The sequence below is a fragment of the Bisbaumannia pacifica genome (genome assembly GCF_007989625.1).
GTDB lineage: Bacteria > Pseudomonadota > Gammaproteobacteria > Pseudomonadales > Halomonadaceae > Bisbaumannia > Bisbaumannia pacifica.
On sequence record NZ_BJUK01000059.1, the window covers coordinates 1 to 16,229 of the forward strand.

Annotated in this window: 13 protein-coding genes; 9 read left to right on the top strand and 4 right to left on the bottom strand. The window is 66.6% G+C overall.

Translation table 11 applies throughout. The features are described 5' to 3' along the window. The first annotated feature begins 268 nt into the window (after window positions 1–268). Complete coding sequence (gene serS, locus HPA02_RS16470; RefSeq protein ID WP_146804293.1) at window positions 269–1,546, top strand: serine--tRNA ligase; 1,278 nt, start codon at window positions 269–271, stop codon at window positions 1,544–1,546. Between the two features lie 115 nt (window positions 1,547–1,661). Here the strand turns inward: serS and HPA02_RS16475 are convergent, their stop codons facing one another. Then, on the bottom strand, window positions 1,662–2,423 hold the full coding sequence (locus tag HPA02_RS16475; protein ID WP_146804294.1) for an SIMPL domain-containing protein: 762 nt from the start codon (window positions 2,421–2,423) through the stop codon (window positions 1,662–1,664). Between the two features lie 159 nt (window positions 2,424–2,582). Between HPA02_RS16475 and HPA02_RS16480 the strand changes: the two genes are divergently transcribed. Then, on the top strand, window positions 2,583–3,665 hold the full coding sequence (locus HPA02_RS16480; protein ID WP_146804295.1) for an AI-2E family transporter: 1,083 nt from the start codon (window positions 2,583–2,585) through the stop codon (window positions 3,663–3,665). A 75-nt stretch (window positions 3,666–3,740) separates the two neighbouring features. Here the strand turns inward: HPA02_RS16480 and trxA are convergent, their stop codons facing one another. Further along, window positions 3,741–4,064 carry a thioredoxin gene (gene trxA / locus HPA02_RS16485; RefSeq protein WP_146804296.1) on the bottom strand — a complete coding sequence of 108 codons (324 nt, stop codon included), beginning with the start codon at window positions 4,062–4,064 and terminating at the stop codon, window positions 3,741–3,743. A gap of 252 nt (window positions 4,065–4,316) precedes the next feature. On the opposite strand from trxA, the gene cysB reads away from it, so the two are divergent. After that, window positions 4,317–5,285, top strand: a complete 969-nt coding sequence (gene cysB, locus HPA02_RS16490; protein ID WP_146804297.1) for an HTH-type transcriptional regulator CysB — start codon at window positions 4,317–4,319, stop codon at window positions 5,283–5,285. 78 nt (window positions 5,286–5,363) lie between these two features. On the opposite strand, the gene HPA02_RS16495 is transcribed toward cysB, so the two are convergent. Both HPA02_RS16495 and pabB read right to left on the bottom strand, forming a co-directional pair. Next, entirely contained in the window at window positions 5,364–6,092 is a 729-nt protein-coding gene (locus HPA02_RS16495) for a phosphoadenylyl-sulfate reductase (RefSeq protein ID WP_146804298.1), read from the bottom strand. A gap of 149 nt (window positions 6,093–6,241) precedes the next feature. Continuing rightward, window positions 6,242–7,600, bottom strand: a complete 1,359-nt coding sequence (gene pabB, locus HPA02_RS16500) for an aminodeoxychorismate synthase component I (protein WP_146804299.1) — start codon at window positions 7,598–7,600, stop codon at window positions 6,242–6,244. A gap of 259 nt (window positions 7,601–7,859) precedes the next feature. Here pabB and HPA02_RS16505 point away from each other — a divergent pair, with 259 nt between their 5' ends. The 6 genes from HPA02_RS16505 (at window position 7,860) to prpD (ending at window position 16,151) form a co-directional block, all read left to right on the top strand. Beyond that, the gene (locus HPA02_RS16505; RefSeq protein ID WP_146804300.1) at window positions 7,860–8,582 is read left to right on the top strand and encodes a GntR family transcriptional regulator; all 723 of its coding nucleotides are present in this window, start codon (window positions 7,860–7,862) and stop codon (window positions 8,580–8,582) included. A 16-nt stretch (window positions 8,583–8,598) separates the two neighbouring features. Beyond that, entirely contained in the window at window positions 8,599–9,489 is an 891-nt protein-coding gene (prpB, locus tag HPA02_RS16510) for a methylisocitrate lyase (protein ID WP_146804301.1), read from the top strand. A 45-nt stretch (window positions 9,490–9,534) separates the two neighbouring features. Next, window positions 9,535–10,659: a bifunctional 2-methylcitrate synthase/citrate synthase gene (prpC, locus tag HPA02_RS16515; protein WP_146804302.1), complete on the top strand. Its 1,125-nt coding sequence runs from the start codon at window positions 9,535–9,537 to the stop codon at window positions 10,657–10,659. Window positions 10,660–10,752: 93 nt separating this feature from the next. Next, window positions 10,753–13,386, top strand: a complete 2,634-nt coding sequence (gene acnD, locus HPA02_RS16520) for a Fe/S-dependent 2-methylisocitrate dehydratase AcnD (RefSeq protein WP_146804303.1) — start codon at window positions 10,753–10,755, stop codon at window positions 13,384–13,386. Beyond that, the gene (gene prpF, locus HPA02_RS16525; RefSeq protein ID WP_146804304.1) at window positions 13,383–14,576 is read left to right on the top strand and encodes a 2-methylaconitate cis-trans isomerase PrpF; all 1,194 of its coding nucleotides are present in this window, start codon (window positions 13,383–13,385) and stop codon (window positions 14,574–14,576) included. The genes acnD and prpF overlap by 4 nt, the downstream gene beginning before the upstream one ends. Window positions 14,577–14,666: 90 nt before the next feature. Then, the gene (gene prpD / locus HPA02_RS16530; protein WP_146804305.1) at window positions 14,667–16,151 is read left to right on the top strand and encodes a 2-methylcitrate dehydratase; all 1,485 of its coding nucleotides are present in this window, start codon (window positions 14,667–14,669) and stop codon (window positions 16,149–16,151) included. Window positions 16,152–16,229: the final 78 nt, after the last annotated feature.

Consider the following 16,229-nt stretch of genomic DNA (forward strand, 5'->3'; position numbering starts at 1 on the left):
TATCCAGTCTCGCGATCATGGGGTCGTCATCAGGCCGTGGGTCGCCGCGCGTCGCCTGGGGAGCAGGCCGGGCGGTTTAAAATCGTGCGTCTACTTTACCCGAGAGCGACATGCGGCGCATCCAAAGCGCCAGGCCATGGCGTGGCCGGATGGCCGTGTCGCTGGAGTAGGGCGCCTCGTGGCGTGGGCGTGGTGCCGGGGCGGCCTTTTGCCTACAATAGGCCCCTGATTTCGACTGCTTATTCCCTAACGTGACGGACTGGATTCCATGCTCGATCCGAAACTGCTGCGTGGCGACCTGACCGAGGTCGCCCAACGACTGGCCAAGCGGGGCTTTACCCTCGATACCGAGCGACTCGAGGCGCTGGAGTCCCGGCGTCGTGAGCTGCAGACCGAGACCGAGCGGCTGCAGAACGAGCGCAATACCCGCTCCAAGTCCATCGGCAAGGCCAAGGCCCAAGGCGAGGATATCGCCCCGCTGCTGGCCGAGGTCTCCGACCTGGGCGAGCGCCTCGATGCCGCCAAGGCCAAGCTGGCCGAGGCGCAGCTGGAGTGGGATGCGCTGGTCAGCGGCATTCCCAACCTGCCGCATGAGAGCGTGCCCCAGGGCGACGACGAGGACGACAACGTGGAACTGCACCGCTGGGGCACCCCGCGGGCGTTCGATTTCGAGGTCAAGGACCATGTCGACTTGGGCGCCAAGCTCGGCTACCTGGACTTCGAGCTGGCCGCCAAGCTCACCGGCGCGCGTTTCGCCGTGATGCGCGGGCCCATCGCCCGGCTGCACCGCGCCCTGGCGCAGTTTATGCTCGACAAGCAGACCCAGGAGCATGGCTACGAAGAGTGCTATGTGCCCTATATGGTCAACGAGGCCTCGCTGCACGGCACCGGTCAGCTGCCCAAGTTCGGCGAGGACCTCTTCCGCCTGGACGACGAGCGCGGCTACCACCTGATCCCCACCGCCGAGGTGCCGCTGACCAACTTCGCCCGGGATGAGATCCTCGACTTCAAGGCGCTGCCGCTGAAGCTCACCGCCCATACGCCCTGCTTCCGCAGCGAGGCGGGCTCCCATGGCCGCGATACCCGGGGGATGATCCGCCAGCACCAGTTCGACAAGGTCGAGATGGTGCAGCTGGTGGCGCCGGAGACCAGCTACCAGGCGCTGGAGGAGATGCGCGGCCATGCCGAGGCGATTCTCCAGGCCCTCGAGCTGCCCTACCGGACGGTGACCCTGTGCACCGGCGATATGGGCTTCGGCGCCGCCAAGACCTATGACCTGGAGGTGTGGCTGCCCAGCCAGGAGACCTACCGGGAGATCTCTTCGATCTCCAACTGCGAGGACTTCCAGGCCCGGCGCATGCAGGCGCGCTTCCGCCATCCGGAGCAGAAGAAGCCGCAACTGCTGCACACCCTGAACGGCTCCGGCCTGGCGGTGGGGCGCTGCCTGCTGGCGGTGCTGGAGAACTACCAGAACGCCGATGGCTCCATCACCGTGCCCGAGGCCCTGCGCGGCTATATGGGTGGGGTCGAGACGATCAACGGCTGATCCGGGATGCCGTGAGCTTCAAGCCGTAAGCGTGAAGCGGGAAGAAAAACCGCCTCCGAGGTCTTGCCTCGGAGGCGGTGTCGTTTAGGCGGTCATGTCGCTTCCCGCGTGTCGTTTAGGGCGCAATTTCCCAGGTGACATCGACGCCGGCATCGATGGCGATGCGTCCGGGGCGGTACTCGGCGGGGGCGCCGCCGCTCTCGGCCATATCGGCGCGGGCGCTCATCATGCGCGGCATAAAGACCGGCGCCTGGGTCTCCTGCACCCGCAGCACGCCGCTGAGCTCCACGCCCAGGGTCTCGGCCATCAGCTCGGCCTTGTGGCGGGCGCGCTCCAGGGCGCGGGTCAGGGCGCGGTCGCTGGCGGCGTCACGGTCCATCAGGTCGTACTGGATGCCGTCCAGGGCGTCCACGCCGGCCTCGGTGAGGGCGTCGAGGATCAATGGCACCTGCTCCAGGTCGTTCAGGCTGAGCTGGATGGGGCGCTCGATCTGGGTGCGGACGCGCACCTCACGCTCGCCGTCGCGTTGGGAATGGACCTGATCGGGGCGCACCTGCAGGGAGCCGGCATTGATCGCCTCGCTGTCCAGGCCGGCGGCCTCCAGGGTGCGGATCAGCTCACCGGTGCGCTCCTCCAGGCGCGCGCGGGCCTCGCCCAGGGCTTCTGGGTCGGGGGTGGCGTCCACTTCGATCAGGGGCGTGCGCTCCCAGAGGCGGGCGCTCAGGGTGGCCTTGTCGGGCACCACCTCGAGGGTCGCCTGGGCCTGCACATGCAGTTGGCGGTCGGGGCGCTCCTGAGCCAGGGCCGGGGTGGTCAGCAGGGCGCCGGCCAGCAGGCCGAGGCCGAGCAGGCGGGTAGAAAGGGCGAGTCGAGTCATCAAAGGCCTCCATGCACGCTAGGATAGGGGGTAATTGCAGGACTTTGAGCCGCCAGGGCGTCGGTCGTTCCCGTCGGGGCTCCCTTTGCATGGTAGTTGCCCATTTGCCGATTTATCCTCACGTATTCTGATCTGCCCTGTCTCGACAAAGGAGAGCCGATGCATCACGACACGGATGAACCCACGGGGATGCTCCCCCTTAACCTGGTGTTGGGGCTGGCGGCCTTGGTGGTGATTATTGCCGGCATGAAGGCCGGTGCCGACCTGCTGGTGCCCCTGCTGTTGTCGCTGTTTATCGCCGTGGTATGCACGGCGCCGGTGCAGTGGCTGCATCGCTTCGGCGTCAGCCTGCGCCTGGCGGCGGTCCTGGTGCTGGGGGTGATGGGAGTCTTCCTGGTGCTGTTGGGGCTGTTGTTGGCTAGTAGCCTGAGCACCTTCGTGGCGGCCCTGCCGGAGCTGGAACAGCAGTTCCGCGGCGCCTACCTGCAACTGTTGACCTGGGTGGCGGAGCGCGGCATCTCGATTCGTCCCGAGCAGATGAGCCAGTGGTTCGACCCCGCCCAGGCCACCCACCTGTTGCCTGGGTTCCTCGGCGAGCTGGGCAATCTGCTGATGCAGAGCCTGGTCGTGGCCCTGCTGGTGATCTTTATGCTCTTCGAGGCGCTCAATGCCCGGGAGAAGTTCTCCCAGGCGCTTCGCAACCCGGCGCCCAGCCTGCGGCGCATCGGCGAGTTCAGCCTGACTCTCAAGCGCTACCTGGCGGTCAAGACCCTGATCAGCCTGATCACCGGGGTGCTGGCCTGGTTGCTGTGCCTGGTGCTGGGGGTGGGCTTCCCGCTGCTTTGGGGGGCGCTGGCCTTCGGCCTCAACTTCATTCCCAATATCGGCTCGGTGCTGGCGGCGATTCCGCCGGTGCTGCTGTTACTGCTGCAGAGCGATGGGGGCCTGGTCGCGGCACTCGCCCTGGCCGCCGGCTACCTGGTGATCAATGTGGTGATGGGCAACCTGGTGGAGCCGCGGGTGATGGGGCGGGCCCTGGGGCTCTCCACCTTCGTGACCTTCCTGTCACTGGTGGTGTGGGGCTGGATCCTCGGTACCGTGGGCCTGCTGCTCTCGGTGCTGCTGACCATGACCCTGAAGATCGCCCTGGAGAGTCACCCGGATACTCGCTGGATCGCGCGATTGCTGGGGCCAGGCTCGTCGCCGACGCGCCAGGAGCGGCTCGGCAAGGCCAAGGAGTAGGCACAAACGACACGCCCCGGCCGAAGCCGGGGCGTGTTGCCTTGGGAGCCATACCGCCAGGCGGTAGGGGGCGCTTCAGGCGTTCTGCTCGATAAACTGCGCAAGCTGGCTCTTGGACTGGGCGCCCACCAGGGAGGCGACCTTGGCTCCAGACTTGAACAGCATCACGGTGGGGACACCGCGCACGCCGTGTTCCGCGGCGATTTCGGGGGCGTCGTCGACGTTGACGCTGACCACCTTGAGGTCGTCGGCGCGCTCGTCGGCAACTTCATCAACCACCGGGGCCATCATCTTGCAGGGCCCGCACCAGGGCGCCCAGAACTTGAGCAGGACCGGCTTGTCGGCCTTGAGGACCTCCTGCTCGAAGTTGGCGTTGGTGACATCGATGTTGTTAGCCATGTGAATCTCCAGTTGCTTGGCGCTGTGTCGAGCGTGCTAGTACAGCTTAGCTGCACGATGTTATCCGCCGTCCCGGTCGCTGGCAAATATAAGCGCTCGAAAAGGTCGATAGCGAGCTACTATATTGGCGCGGGAGCGAGGGGACACCTGGGCCTATTTATATGCTATAAAGTAATCATCAGGTGGGGCCGTTATTTCTAAAGGGCATTTCATGCGCCTCGGCCGACAAGTCACCAGGAGTAGGAACCTCGCATGAAGCTACAACAGCTGCGTTATATCTGGGAAGTCAATCGCCATAACCTCAATGTGTCGGCCACGGCCCAGAGCCTCTATACCTCCCAGCCCGGTATCTCCAAGCAGATCCGCCTGCTGGAGGACGAACTGGGGGTGGAGATCTTCGCTCGCAGCGGTAAGCACCTGACCCGGGTCACGCCCGCCGGCGCGGCGATCATCGAGCTGGCTGGCCAGGTGCTGCGCACCACCGAGAACATCAAGCAGGTGGCCCAGGAGCACAGCGACGAGCGCCGCGGCAACCTGGCCATCGCCACCACCCACACCCAGGCCCGCTATGCGCTGCCGCCGGTGATCCGCGATTTCACCCGCAAGTACCCCGAGGTGGCCCTGCATATGCAGCAGGGCACCCCCAAGCAGATCGCCCAGATGGTTAGCGAGGGGCAGGCGGACTTCGCCATCTGCACCGAGTCCCTGGAGCTGTTCAATGACCTGGTGCTGCTGCCCTGCTACCGCTGGAACCGCTGCGTGCTGGTGCCCCAGGACCACCCCCTGGCTCAGGGCGAGCTGACCCTGGAGCGCCTCGCCGAGCATCCCCTGGTGACCTATGTGTTCGGCTTCACCGGCCGTTCCCAACTGGATGATGCCTTCCGCGCCGAGGGGCTGACGCCTAATGTGGTGCTGACCGCCGCCGATGCCGACGTGATCAAGACCTATGTGCGCCTCGGCCTGGGGGTGGGGATCGTCGCTCATATGGCGGTGGACCCGGAGGCCGACAGCGACCTGGTGGCCCTGGAGGCAGGGCACCTCTTCGAGAGCTCCACCACCAAGATCGGCATTCGTCGCGGCACCTTTATGCGCGGCTATATGTATGACTTCGTGCAGGGCTTCGCCGAGCACCTCGAGCGCGACCTGGTGGATGCCGCCCTGGCCGCCGGGCCCCGCCATGAGCAGGCGCTATTCGAGGGAATCGAGCTGCCGGTGCGTTAAGTCTTCACCGGGACGCCCCTCAAACGCCGAAGGCGCCGCAATCGCGGCGCCTTCGGCGTTTGAGGGGCGTGTGTCGGCTCAGCGGCTCAGGTTGGTGCTATGCAAACCGCACTCCTTGCCGCCCTGATCTTCCCACCACCAGCGGCCTTCCCGCTCGTGCTGATGGGGCAGGGTGGGGCGGGTGCAGGGCTCGCAGCCGATGCTGACGAAGCCGCGCTCGTGGAGCGGGTTATAGGGCACGTCGAACATGCGGATATAGGTCCACACCTCCTCGCTGCTCCAGTGCGCCAGGGGGTTGAACTTGGCCAGCGGGGCCTCGTTGCTGCCGAAGGCGGTGTCCCACTCGGCGATCTGCACGCTGTTGCGGGTACCCGGGCTCTGGTCGCGGCGCTGGCCGGTGACCCAGACGGGCAGCCCCTTGAGGCGGGCGCGCAGCGGCGCCACCTTGCGGATGCCGCAACACTCCTGGTGGCCGTCGCGGTAGAAGCTGAACAGCCCCTTCTCCTTGACCAGGGCCTGAACCGCCTCGGCATCGGGGAAGCGCACGTCGATTTCGATGGCGTAATGCTCGCGGACCCGCTCGATAAAGGCATAGGTCTCGGCGTGCAGGCGCCCGGTGTCCAGGGAGAAGACCTTGACCTTCTCCTTGGGGGCCACCTTGAGGGCCAGGTCGATCAGCACCACGTCCTCGGCGCCGGAGAAGGAGATCGTCAGCTCACCGAAGGCCTCGTAGGCGGCCTTGAGAATGTTCTTGGGGGTGTCCTGGTCATGTTCCAGGACGAACTGGGAGGGATTGAAGGATGACATCCCGGCCTCCGTTGTGGGCGATGGCCGTACCCTAGCAAACCCCTCCCGGCGGGACCCAATATTGATTGGTTCGTTGCTTATATCCCTAAGGGCTTGTTGAGAGGCATTCTTATAACCACTTTGTGGGGTGCTCCGCCGTCGTTCGGCGTTCAGGCCTCCAGGGCCTGCATCAGATGGCGGATCTTGTCCAGGGTCTCGCGGTATTCCGCCTCCTCGTCGGAATCGGCCACCAGGCCGCCACCGCCCCACAGGTGCAGCCGGCCCTGGTCCGCCACCGCCGTGCGAATGGCGATGGAGGTGTCCATATGACCGCGCTGGTCCACGTAGCCGAGGCTGCCGCAGTAGAGGCTGCGCCGGCTCGGCTCCAGCTCGTCGATGATCTGCATGGCTCGTACCTTGGGGGCGCCGGTAATGGAGCCGCCGGGAAAGGCGGCGGCCAGCAGGTCCAGGGGCGAGGCGTCCGCGGCCAGCTCGCCGGTCACCACGCTGACCAGGTGATGCACATTGGCATAGCTCTCCAGGCCGCAGAGCTGGGGCACCCTGACGCTGCCCGGGCGGCACACCCGACCCAGGTCGTTGCGCAGCAGGTCGACGATCATCACGTTCTCGGCGCGATCCTTGTCGCTGCGCTGCAGCTCCTCGGCCAGGGCGGCATCCGCCGCGGCATCGTCACCCCGGGGGCGGGTGCCCTTGATGGGACGGGTCTCCACCCGGCCATGCTCGGCCTGGATAAAGCGCTCCGGCGACAGCGACAGCACGCCCTGGGGGCCCGCGTCGCCATCCCAGGCCAGGTAGCCGGCGAAGGGCGTCGGGGTGGCCTGGCGCAGGCGGAGATAGGCGCCCCAGAGGTCGCCCTCGTAAGGAGCGCTGAAGCGCTGAGCCAGGTTGATCTGGTAGCAGTCGCCGGCGTGGATGTACTCCTGGACGGCGCGAAAGCGCACGCCATAACCGGCGCGATCCAGCTCCGCCTCGAAGGGCGCGCTGATGCGGAAGGGCACCGATTCCAGAGGCTGGGCCGCCAGCCAGCCGAGCACCTGGTCGCGGCGCGCCGCGCTGGCCACCAGGGTGCAGGTCTCGGCCTCGTGGTCGAGGATCAGCGCCCAGTCATAGAGGCCCACCCGGCTCCAGGGTAGGTCGACCGCGTCTCGGGCCGCTTCGCCCTGACGCTCTAGGCAGCGCCCCAGGTCATAGCTCCAGTAGCCGATCAGGCCGCCCAGGAAGGGCAGGTCGCTCTCCGGGGGCTCGACATCCAGGCGGGCCAGCAGCGCCTGCTGGGCGGCGAAGGGCGACTCGGGCAGGGCCAGGTCGGCATCGCACTGGACGCCGCCGCCGGGGGCCACGGTCAGGGTGGCCAGGGGGTCGCTGGAGAGAATGTCGTAGCGCCCACCGGGCGCGGCGGGGCGGCCACTGTCCAGCAGCACGGCGCCGGGGCGGCGTCGCAGGGCGGCGAAGTAGCCCAGCGGATCGGGCCGGTAGGGCAGGGAATGGGGTTGCAGTCGTGGTCTCATGCGCGGCGCTTTTCCTCAACAAGCGCCCCATTCTAGGGACCTGTCATGCGTTTGTCGCACTCCCCTGCGCCGCCCTAGGGGACGCAGCCTCAACGGGCGCGATGGAAGCGGGGCTGGGGTGGCGAATTGTCGACACTCGTGACAATCCGCCGCTGCGTGTCTACAACAAAAGGTGTATAACTTCACCGGGTTCCCGTGGTTGACCGCCAGGGAATCGCTGGCTACAGTTCTCTCACCCCTTGATTGTCGACAATTAATCATGACGACTCCGATACCCGAAAGCACCGCCCCCGAGGTTCGCACCCTCGCCGAACGGGTCTTCCAGCAACTCCAGGAGGCCATCGTCCGCGGCGAGCTGGCGCCGGGCAGCAAGATCACCGAGCCGGGCCTCTCCAAGACCTACGGCATCTCCCGCGGTCCGCTGCGCGAGGCCATGCGCCGCCTGGAGGTTCACCGGCTGATCGAGCGGGTGCCCCATGTGGGGGCTCGGGTGGTCAAGCTCTCCATGAAGGAGCTGCTCGAGTTGTTCGATGTGCGCGAGGCCCTGGAGAGCATGGCCGCGCGGCTCGCCGCCGAGCATATGACCGCCGAGGAGATCGCCGGGTTGCGCGAGGTGCTGGCGGTGCACGAACGCCAGGGCGACCTGAAGCGCGGCGAGGCCTACTACCAGCGCGAGGGGGACCTCGACTTCCACTATCGGATCGTCCTGGGCAGCCACAACAAGATGTTGATGACGCTGCTGTGTGACGACCTCTACTACCTGGTGCGCCTCTACCGCACCCAGTTCAGTGCCAGCGGGTCGCGCCCCCAGCGCGCCTTCGTCGAGCACCACCGTATCGTCGACGCCATCGAGGCCGGCGATGCGGAGCTCGCCGAGCTGCTGATGCGCCGCCACGTCAGCGCCTCGCGGGCCAATGTCGCCGAACGCTATGCCGCCACCCTGGCCGAGGAGGCCGAAGCCTCCGAGCCGGCGGCCCGATAACCCAGGAGAACCGCTCATGACTCGACCGACCCCCGGTGCCCGTTTCCGTGCCGCCCTCGAGGCGAATCGTCCGCTGCCCATCGTCGGCACCATCAATGCCTACACCGCCATGATGGCCGAGCGGGTTGGTCACCAGGCCATCTACCTCTCCGGGGGCGGGGTGGCCAACGCTTCCTTCGGCTTGCCGGACCTGGGCATGACCACCATGAACGACGTGGTGGAGGACGCCCATCGTATCTGCGGCGCCACCGAGCTGCCGCTGCTGGTGGATATCGATACTGGCTGGGGCGGCGCCTTCAATATCGCGCGCACCGTGAAAGAGATGCAACGCGCCGGCGTGGCGGCGGTGCACCTGGAGGATCAGGTGGCCCAGAAGCGCTGTGGGCATCGCCCCAACAAGGCCATCGTCTCCCAGGCCGAGATGGTCGACCGGGTCAAGGCCGCCGCCGACGCACGTATCGATCCGGACTTCTATCTGATCGCCCGCACCGACGCCTTCCAGAAGGATGGGCTGGACGCCGCCATCGAGCGCTCCCAGGCGTGCATCGAGGCGGGCGCCGATGCCATCTTCGCCGAGGCGGTGCATACCCTGGACGACTACCGGGCCTTCTGCGAGCGGGTTGATGCGCCGATTCTGGCCAATATCACCGAGTTCGGCGCCACGCCGCTGTTCAGTCAGCAGGAGCTCGCCGAGGTGGGCTGCCGGATGGTGCTCTACCCGCTGTCCGCCTTCCGCGCCATGAACGCCGCGGCACTCAAGGTCTACCAGAGCATCCTCGACACCGGCCATCAGCGCGAGGTGGTGGAGCTGATGCAGACCCGCGACGAGCTCTACGACTTCCTCAACTACCACGCCTTCGAGCAGAAGCTGGATGCCCTCTTCGCCGAGAAGGGCGGCGACGCCTGAGGCGCCCGGCCATCACAAGAACACGTCAGTTAAGGAGAGAACCCCATGGCAGATCAACCCGTCAGCACCGGCCTGCGAGGCCAGAGCGCCGGCTCCACCGCGCTGTGCACGGTCGGCAAGAGCGGCGCCGGCCTGACCTATCGAGGCTATGACATTCATGAACTGGCCGAGAAGGCCAAGTTCGAGGAGGTCGCCTACCTGCTGCTCAAGGGCAAGCTGCCCAATCGGGCCGAGCTCGATGCCTACCTCACCAAGCTCAAGGGCCTGCGCGGCCTGCCCGAGGCGCTGAAGACCGTGCTCGAGCAGATCCCCAAGGATGCCCACCCCATGGATGTGATGCGCACCGGCGCCTCCATGCTCGGCAACCTGGAGACCGAGCAGGACTTCGATCAGCAGCAGGACGTGGCCGATCGCCTGCTGGCGGTGCTGCCCTCGATCATCTGCTATTGGTACCGCTTCAGCCATGACGGCGTGCGCATCGACACCGAGACGGACGACGACTCCGTGGGTGGCCACTTCCTGCATATGCTGCGCGGCGAGCCCGCCTCCGAGCTGCATGCTCGGGTGATGAACGTCTCGCTGATCCTCTATGCCGAGCACGAGTTCAACGCCTCGACCTTTACCGCCCGGGTCTGCGCCTCGACCCTCTCCGATATGCACTCCTGCGTCACCGGCGCCATCGGCTCCCTGCGTGGCCCGCTGCACGGCGGCGCCAACGAGGCGGCCATGGACATGATCGAGCACTGGCAGTCCGCCGACGAGGCCGAGCGCGAGATCCTCGGCATGCTCGAGCGAAAGGAGAAGATCATGGGCTTCGGTCACGCCATCTATCGCGAGTCCGACCCGCGCAACGCCATCATCAAGGAGTGGTCGAAGCAGCTCGCCGAGGACGTGGGCGACCAGGTGCTCTACCCGGTCTCCGAGCGGGTCGAGGCGGTGATGTGGCGCGAGAAGAAGCTGTTCTGCAACGCCGACTTCTTCCATGCCAGCGCCTATCACTTCATGGACATCCCCACCAAGCTGTTCACGCCGATCTTCGTCTGCTCGCGGGTCACCGGCTGGGCGGCCCATGTCTTCGAGCAGCGCGAGAACAACCGCATCATTCGCCCCAGCGCCGACTACGTCGGTCCGGAGAAGAGCGAGTGGGTGCCGTTGGAGGAGCGTCCCTGACACCACGACATCCGGCCCGGGGGTAGTCCCGGGCCCTGTCCCGCCCGCTACTCCCTGCCGCCCCACGCTTCTGACGCCCACGGATGCCTGACCATGAATACCGAATACCGCAAGCCGCTTCCCGGCACCGACCTGGATTACTTCGATGCGCGTGCCGCCGTCGAGGCGATCCGTCCCGGCGCCTATGATCGCCTTCCCTATACCTCTCGGGTGCTGGCCGAACAGCTGGTGCGCCGATGCGATCCCGAGGCGCTCACCGAGGCCTTAAGGCAGCTGATCGAGCGCCGCCGCGACCTGGATTTCCCCTGGTACCCGGCGCGGGTGGTGTGCCATGACATCCTCGGCCAGACCGCGCTGGTCGACCTGGCCGGCCTGCGTGATGCCATCGCCGAGCAGGGCGGCGACCCCGCCAAGGTCAACCCGGTGGTGCCGACCCAGTTGATCGTGGACCACTCGCTCGCCGTGGAGCACGCCGGCTTCGAGGCGGATGCCTTCGACAAGAACCGCGCCATCGAGGATCGTCGCAACGAGGATCGCTTCCACTTCATCGAGTGGACCAAGACCGCCTTCGAGAACGTCGACGTGATTCCCGCCGGCAACGGCATCATGCACCAGATCAATCTGGAGAAGATGTCGCCGGTGGTGCAGGCGCGGGACGGTGTCGCCTTCCCCGATACCTGCGTGGGTACCGACAGCCACACCCCGCACATCGACTGCCTGGGGGTCATCGCCATCGGCGTCGGCGGCCTGGAGGCCGAGACCGTGATGCTGGGACGTCCCTCCATGATGCGCCTGCCCGATATCGTCGGCGTGGAGCTGACCGGTAAGCCCAAGCCCGGTATCACCGCCACCGATATCGTGCTGGCGATCACCGAATTCCTGCGCAAGGAGCGCGTGGTGGGGGCGTATCTCGAGTTCTTCGGCGAGGGGGCCAAGAGCCTGACCATCGGCGACCGCGCCACTATCTCCAATATGACGCCCGAGTACGGTGCCACCGCGGCGATGTTCTATATCGACGACCAGACCCTCGATTACCTGACGCTCACCGGCCGCGAGCCGGAGCAGGTCGCGCTGGTCGAGAAATACGCCAAGCAGACCGGCCTGTGGGCCGATAGCCTGACCGGTGCCGAGTACGAGCGGGTGCTGTCCTTCGACCTCGCCAGCGTCGAGCGCAACCTGGCCGGTCCCTCCAACCCCCACCGCCGCCTGCCCACCAGTGCCCTGGTCGAGCGTGGCATCGCCGTCTCCTCATACAAGGACAGCGACAAGGCCCAGGCGGAGGAAAAGGAAGGCAAGATGCCCGATGGTGCGGTGATCATCGCCGCCATCACCAGCTGCACCAACACCTCCAACCCACGCAACGTGGTGGGGGCGGGTCTCTTGGCCAAGAAGGCCAACGAGCTGGGCCTGGTACGCAAGCCTTGGGTGAAGTCGTCGTTTGCGCCGGGGTCCAAGGTCGCGCGGCTCTATCTCGAGGAGGCGGGCCTGCTACCGGAACTGGAGAAGCTCGGCTTCGGCATCGTTGCCTACGCCTGCACCACCTGCAACGGCATGTCCGGGGCGCTGGATCCGGCGATCCAGCAGGAGATCATCGACCGCGATCTCTACGCCACCGCCGTGCTCTCCGGCAACCGCAACTTCGACGGCCGCATCCACCCCTACGCCAAGCAGGCCTTCCTGGCCTCGCCGGCCCTGGTGGTGGCCTACGCCATCGCCGGCACCGTGCGCTTCGATATCGAGAAGGACGTGCTGGGCACCGACAAGAACGGCAACCCGGTGACCCTCAAGGACCTCTGGCCCTCCGACGAGGAGATCGATGCCATCGTCGGCGAGTTCGTCAAGCCGGAGCAGTTCAAGCGGGTCTATATCCCGATGTTCGACCTGGACGCCGTCGAGAGGGCCGAGAGTCCGCTCTACGACTGGCGCCCACAGAGCACCTATATTCGCCGCCCGCCCTACTGGGAAGGCACCATGGCCGCCGCCCGCGAGCTCAAGGGCATGCGCCCGCTGGCGATCCTGCCGGACAACATCACCACCGACCACCTGTCGCCGTCGAATGCCATCATGCTGGACAGCGCGGCGGGGGAGTACCTACACCAGATGGGCCTGCCGGAGGAGGACTTCAATTCCTACGCCACCCATCGCGGCGACCACCTCACCGCCCAGCGGGCGACGCTGGCCAACCCCAAGCTGTTCAACGAGATGGTGCGCGACGAGGCCGGCGAGGTGGTGCAGGGCTCGCTGGCGCGGGTCGAGCCGGAAGGTCAGGTGATGCGCATGTGGGAAGCCATCGAGACCTACATGAATCGCCGGCAGCCGCTGATCATCGTCGCCGGCGCCGATTACGGCCAGGGCTCGTCCCGGGACTGGGCGGCCAAGGGCGTGGCGCTGGCCGGGGTCGAGGCGATCGTCGCCGAAGGCTTCGAGCGCATCCACCGCACCAATCTGATCGGCATGGGTGTGATGCCGCTGCAGTTCGAGGAGGGCACCACCCGCCACACCCTGCAACTCGACGGTACCGAGACCTATGACGTGGAGGGGGCTGCCTCGCCCCGCGCCAGGCTCGAGTTGGTGATCCATCGTCGGACCGGTGAGGTCGATCGGGTGCCGGTGATCTGTCGCCTGGATACCGCGGAAGAGGTCACCGTCTACTCCGCCGGTGGTGTCCTGCAGCGCTTCGCCAAGGACTTCCTGGAAGGGGCGGGGAGTGAGGGGGTGAACGCATGAGCCAGACAGCTCGGACTCATGGTGCACAGCTGCGTATTCCCGCCACCTATATGCGTGGTGGCACCAGCAAGGGCGTCTTCTTCCGGCTCGACGACCTGCCGGAGGCCGCCCGGGTGCCCGGCGAGGCCCGCGACCGCCTGCTGCTGCGGGTGATCGGTAGCCCCGATCCCTACCAGAAGCAGATCGACGGCATGGGTGGGGCGACCTCCAGCACCAGCAAGACGGTGATCCTCTCCAAAAGCGAGAGCCCCGACCACGACGTGGACTACCTCTTCGGCCAGGTCGCCATCGACCGTGCCTTCGTCGACTGGAGCGGCAACTGCGGCAACCTCTCCGCCGCCGTGGGCCCTTTCGCCGTGGCCAACGGCCTGGTGGACCCGGCACGCGTGCCCGACAACGGCGTGGTGGAGGTGCGCATCTGGCAGGTCAATATCGCCAAGACCATCGTCTGCCAGGTGCCCGTCACCGACGGCCAGGTGCAGGAGAGCGGCGACTTCGAACTCGACGGCGTGACCTTTCCCGCCGCCGAGGTGCCGGTGGCCTTCAAGGACCCGGCCGATGGCGAGGGCGCCATCTTCCCCACCGGCAACCTAGTGGACGACCTGGCGGTGCCTGGCGTGGGTACCCTCGAGGCGACGCTGATCAATGCCGGCATTCCCACCGTCTTCGTCAACGCCGCCGACCTAGGCTATACCGGCACCGAATTACAGGAGGCGATCAATAATGACGCCGAGGCGCTGGCGCGCTTCGAAGCGATCCGTGCCCACGGCGCGCTGAAGATGGGCCTGATTAAGGAGCTGGCCGAGGCGACCGCCCGTCAACATACCCCAAAGGTGGCCTTCGTGGCGCCCCCGGCGAGCTACTCCGCCTCCAGCGGCAAGGCGGTCGAGGCCGGGGAGATCGACCTGCTGGTGCGGGCGCTCTCCATGGGCAAGCTGCACCACGCCATGATGGGCACCGCCGCGGTGGCCATCGCCTCGGCGGCGGCCATCGAGGGTACCCTGGTCAACCGCGCCGCCGGCGGCGGTAAGCGTAACGCCGTCACCTTCGGTCACCCCTCCGGCACCCTGCGAGTGGGCGCCGAGGCGAGCCTGGTGGGCGGCCGCTGGGTGATCGACGAGGCGGTGATGAGTCGCAGCGCCCGGGTGCTGATGGAGGGATGGGTGCGCGTGCCCGCGGAGACCCTCTAAGCCTCCTCGTCGGTGCCTTCCTCACGCCTCGGCCCTGGGTCGGGGCGTTTCCTATAGTGAGGGCAACCCCATGGATTCCAGGAGGGCAGCATGACGACCACCGTGGAGGCCAATCGACGCCCGGACTACGATCCGGAATTGCAACGCATCGCCGACTATGTGCTGGACTACCGGATCGATAGCGAGGCGGCCTGGGAGACCGCCCGGCTGTGCCTGATGGATAGCCTGGGATGTGCCCTGCTGGCGCTGCGCTTCCCGGAGTGCACCAAGCACCTGGGCCCCTTGGTGGAGGGCACCCAGGTGCCTCAGGGGGCCCGGGTGCCGGGCACCCGCCTGCGTCTCGATCCGGTCAAGGCGGCCTGGGATATCGGCTGCCTGGTGCGCTGGCTCGATTACAACGACACCTGGCTGGCGGCGGAGTGGGGCCACCCCTCGGATAACCTGGGGGCCATCCTGGCGGTGGCGGACCACCTCGCCCAGCAGCGCCTGGTCCGGGGCGAGGCGCCCCTGGTCATGCGCGATGTCCTCGATGCCATGATCCGCGCCCACGAGATCCAGGGGATATTGGCGTTGGAAAATTCCTTCAACCGGGTCGGTCTCGACCATGTCGTATTGGTCAAGGTGGCCTCCACGGCGGTGGCGGCCCGGCTGATGGGCGCCGATCGCGAGCAACTGCTTGCGGCGCTCTCCCACGCCTGGGTGGATGGCCAGAGCCTGCGTACCTACCGGCATGCCCCCAATGCCGGCTCCCGCAAGAGCTGGGCGGCGGGGGATGCCGCTTCGCGGGGCGTGCGCCTGGCGGATATCGCCCGGCGCGGCGAGATGGGCATCCCGGGGGTACTGAGTGCGCCCCAGTGGGGCTTCTATGATGTGCTGTTCAGCAAGACCAGCAAGGATCAGGCCCTCAAGCCCGAGGCCGAGTGCCGCTTCGCCTTTTCCCGGCCATTCGGCAGTTATGTGATGGAGAACGTCCTCTTCAAGCTCAACTTCCCCGCGGAGTTCCACGCCCAGACCGCCTGCGAGGCGGCGCTGGTATTGCACCCTCAGGTAAAGGATCGTCTCGACGAGATCGCGCGCATCGTCATCACCACCCAGGAGTCGGCGATCCGCATCATCTCCAAGTCCGGGGCGCTGGCCAATCCCGCCGATCGCGACCACTGCCTCCAGTACATGGTGGCGGTGCCGCTGATCTTCGGCGAGCTCAGCGCCGAGCACTACGAGGATGCCTTCCATGCCGCCCATCCGCTGATCGATCGACTGCGCGAGCGCATGGCGGTGGTGGAGGAGCCCCGCTATAGCCGTGACTACCTGGATCCCGACAAGCGCTCCATCGCCAATGCCGTCCAGGTGTTCTTCGCCGATGGCTCCGCCACCGAGCCGGTGGCCGTGGAGTACCCCCTCGGTCATCGTCGGCGCCGGGCCGAAGGCGTACCGGTCCTGGAGGCCAAGTTCCGGCGCCATCTGGCCACGCGTTTCCCGCCTCGGCGCTGTGAGCAATTGATGGCCCTATGTCGAGATCAAGAGCAACTGGAGGCCATGTCGGTTCCCCATTTCATGGATCTGTGGATGATCTAATGACGGATCTTGACGTACGTCATGGTCGATATCGCCAGCCTGTTCTATATTTTTATGGCTAGGGGCTTGCAGGGGCCC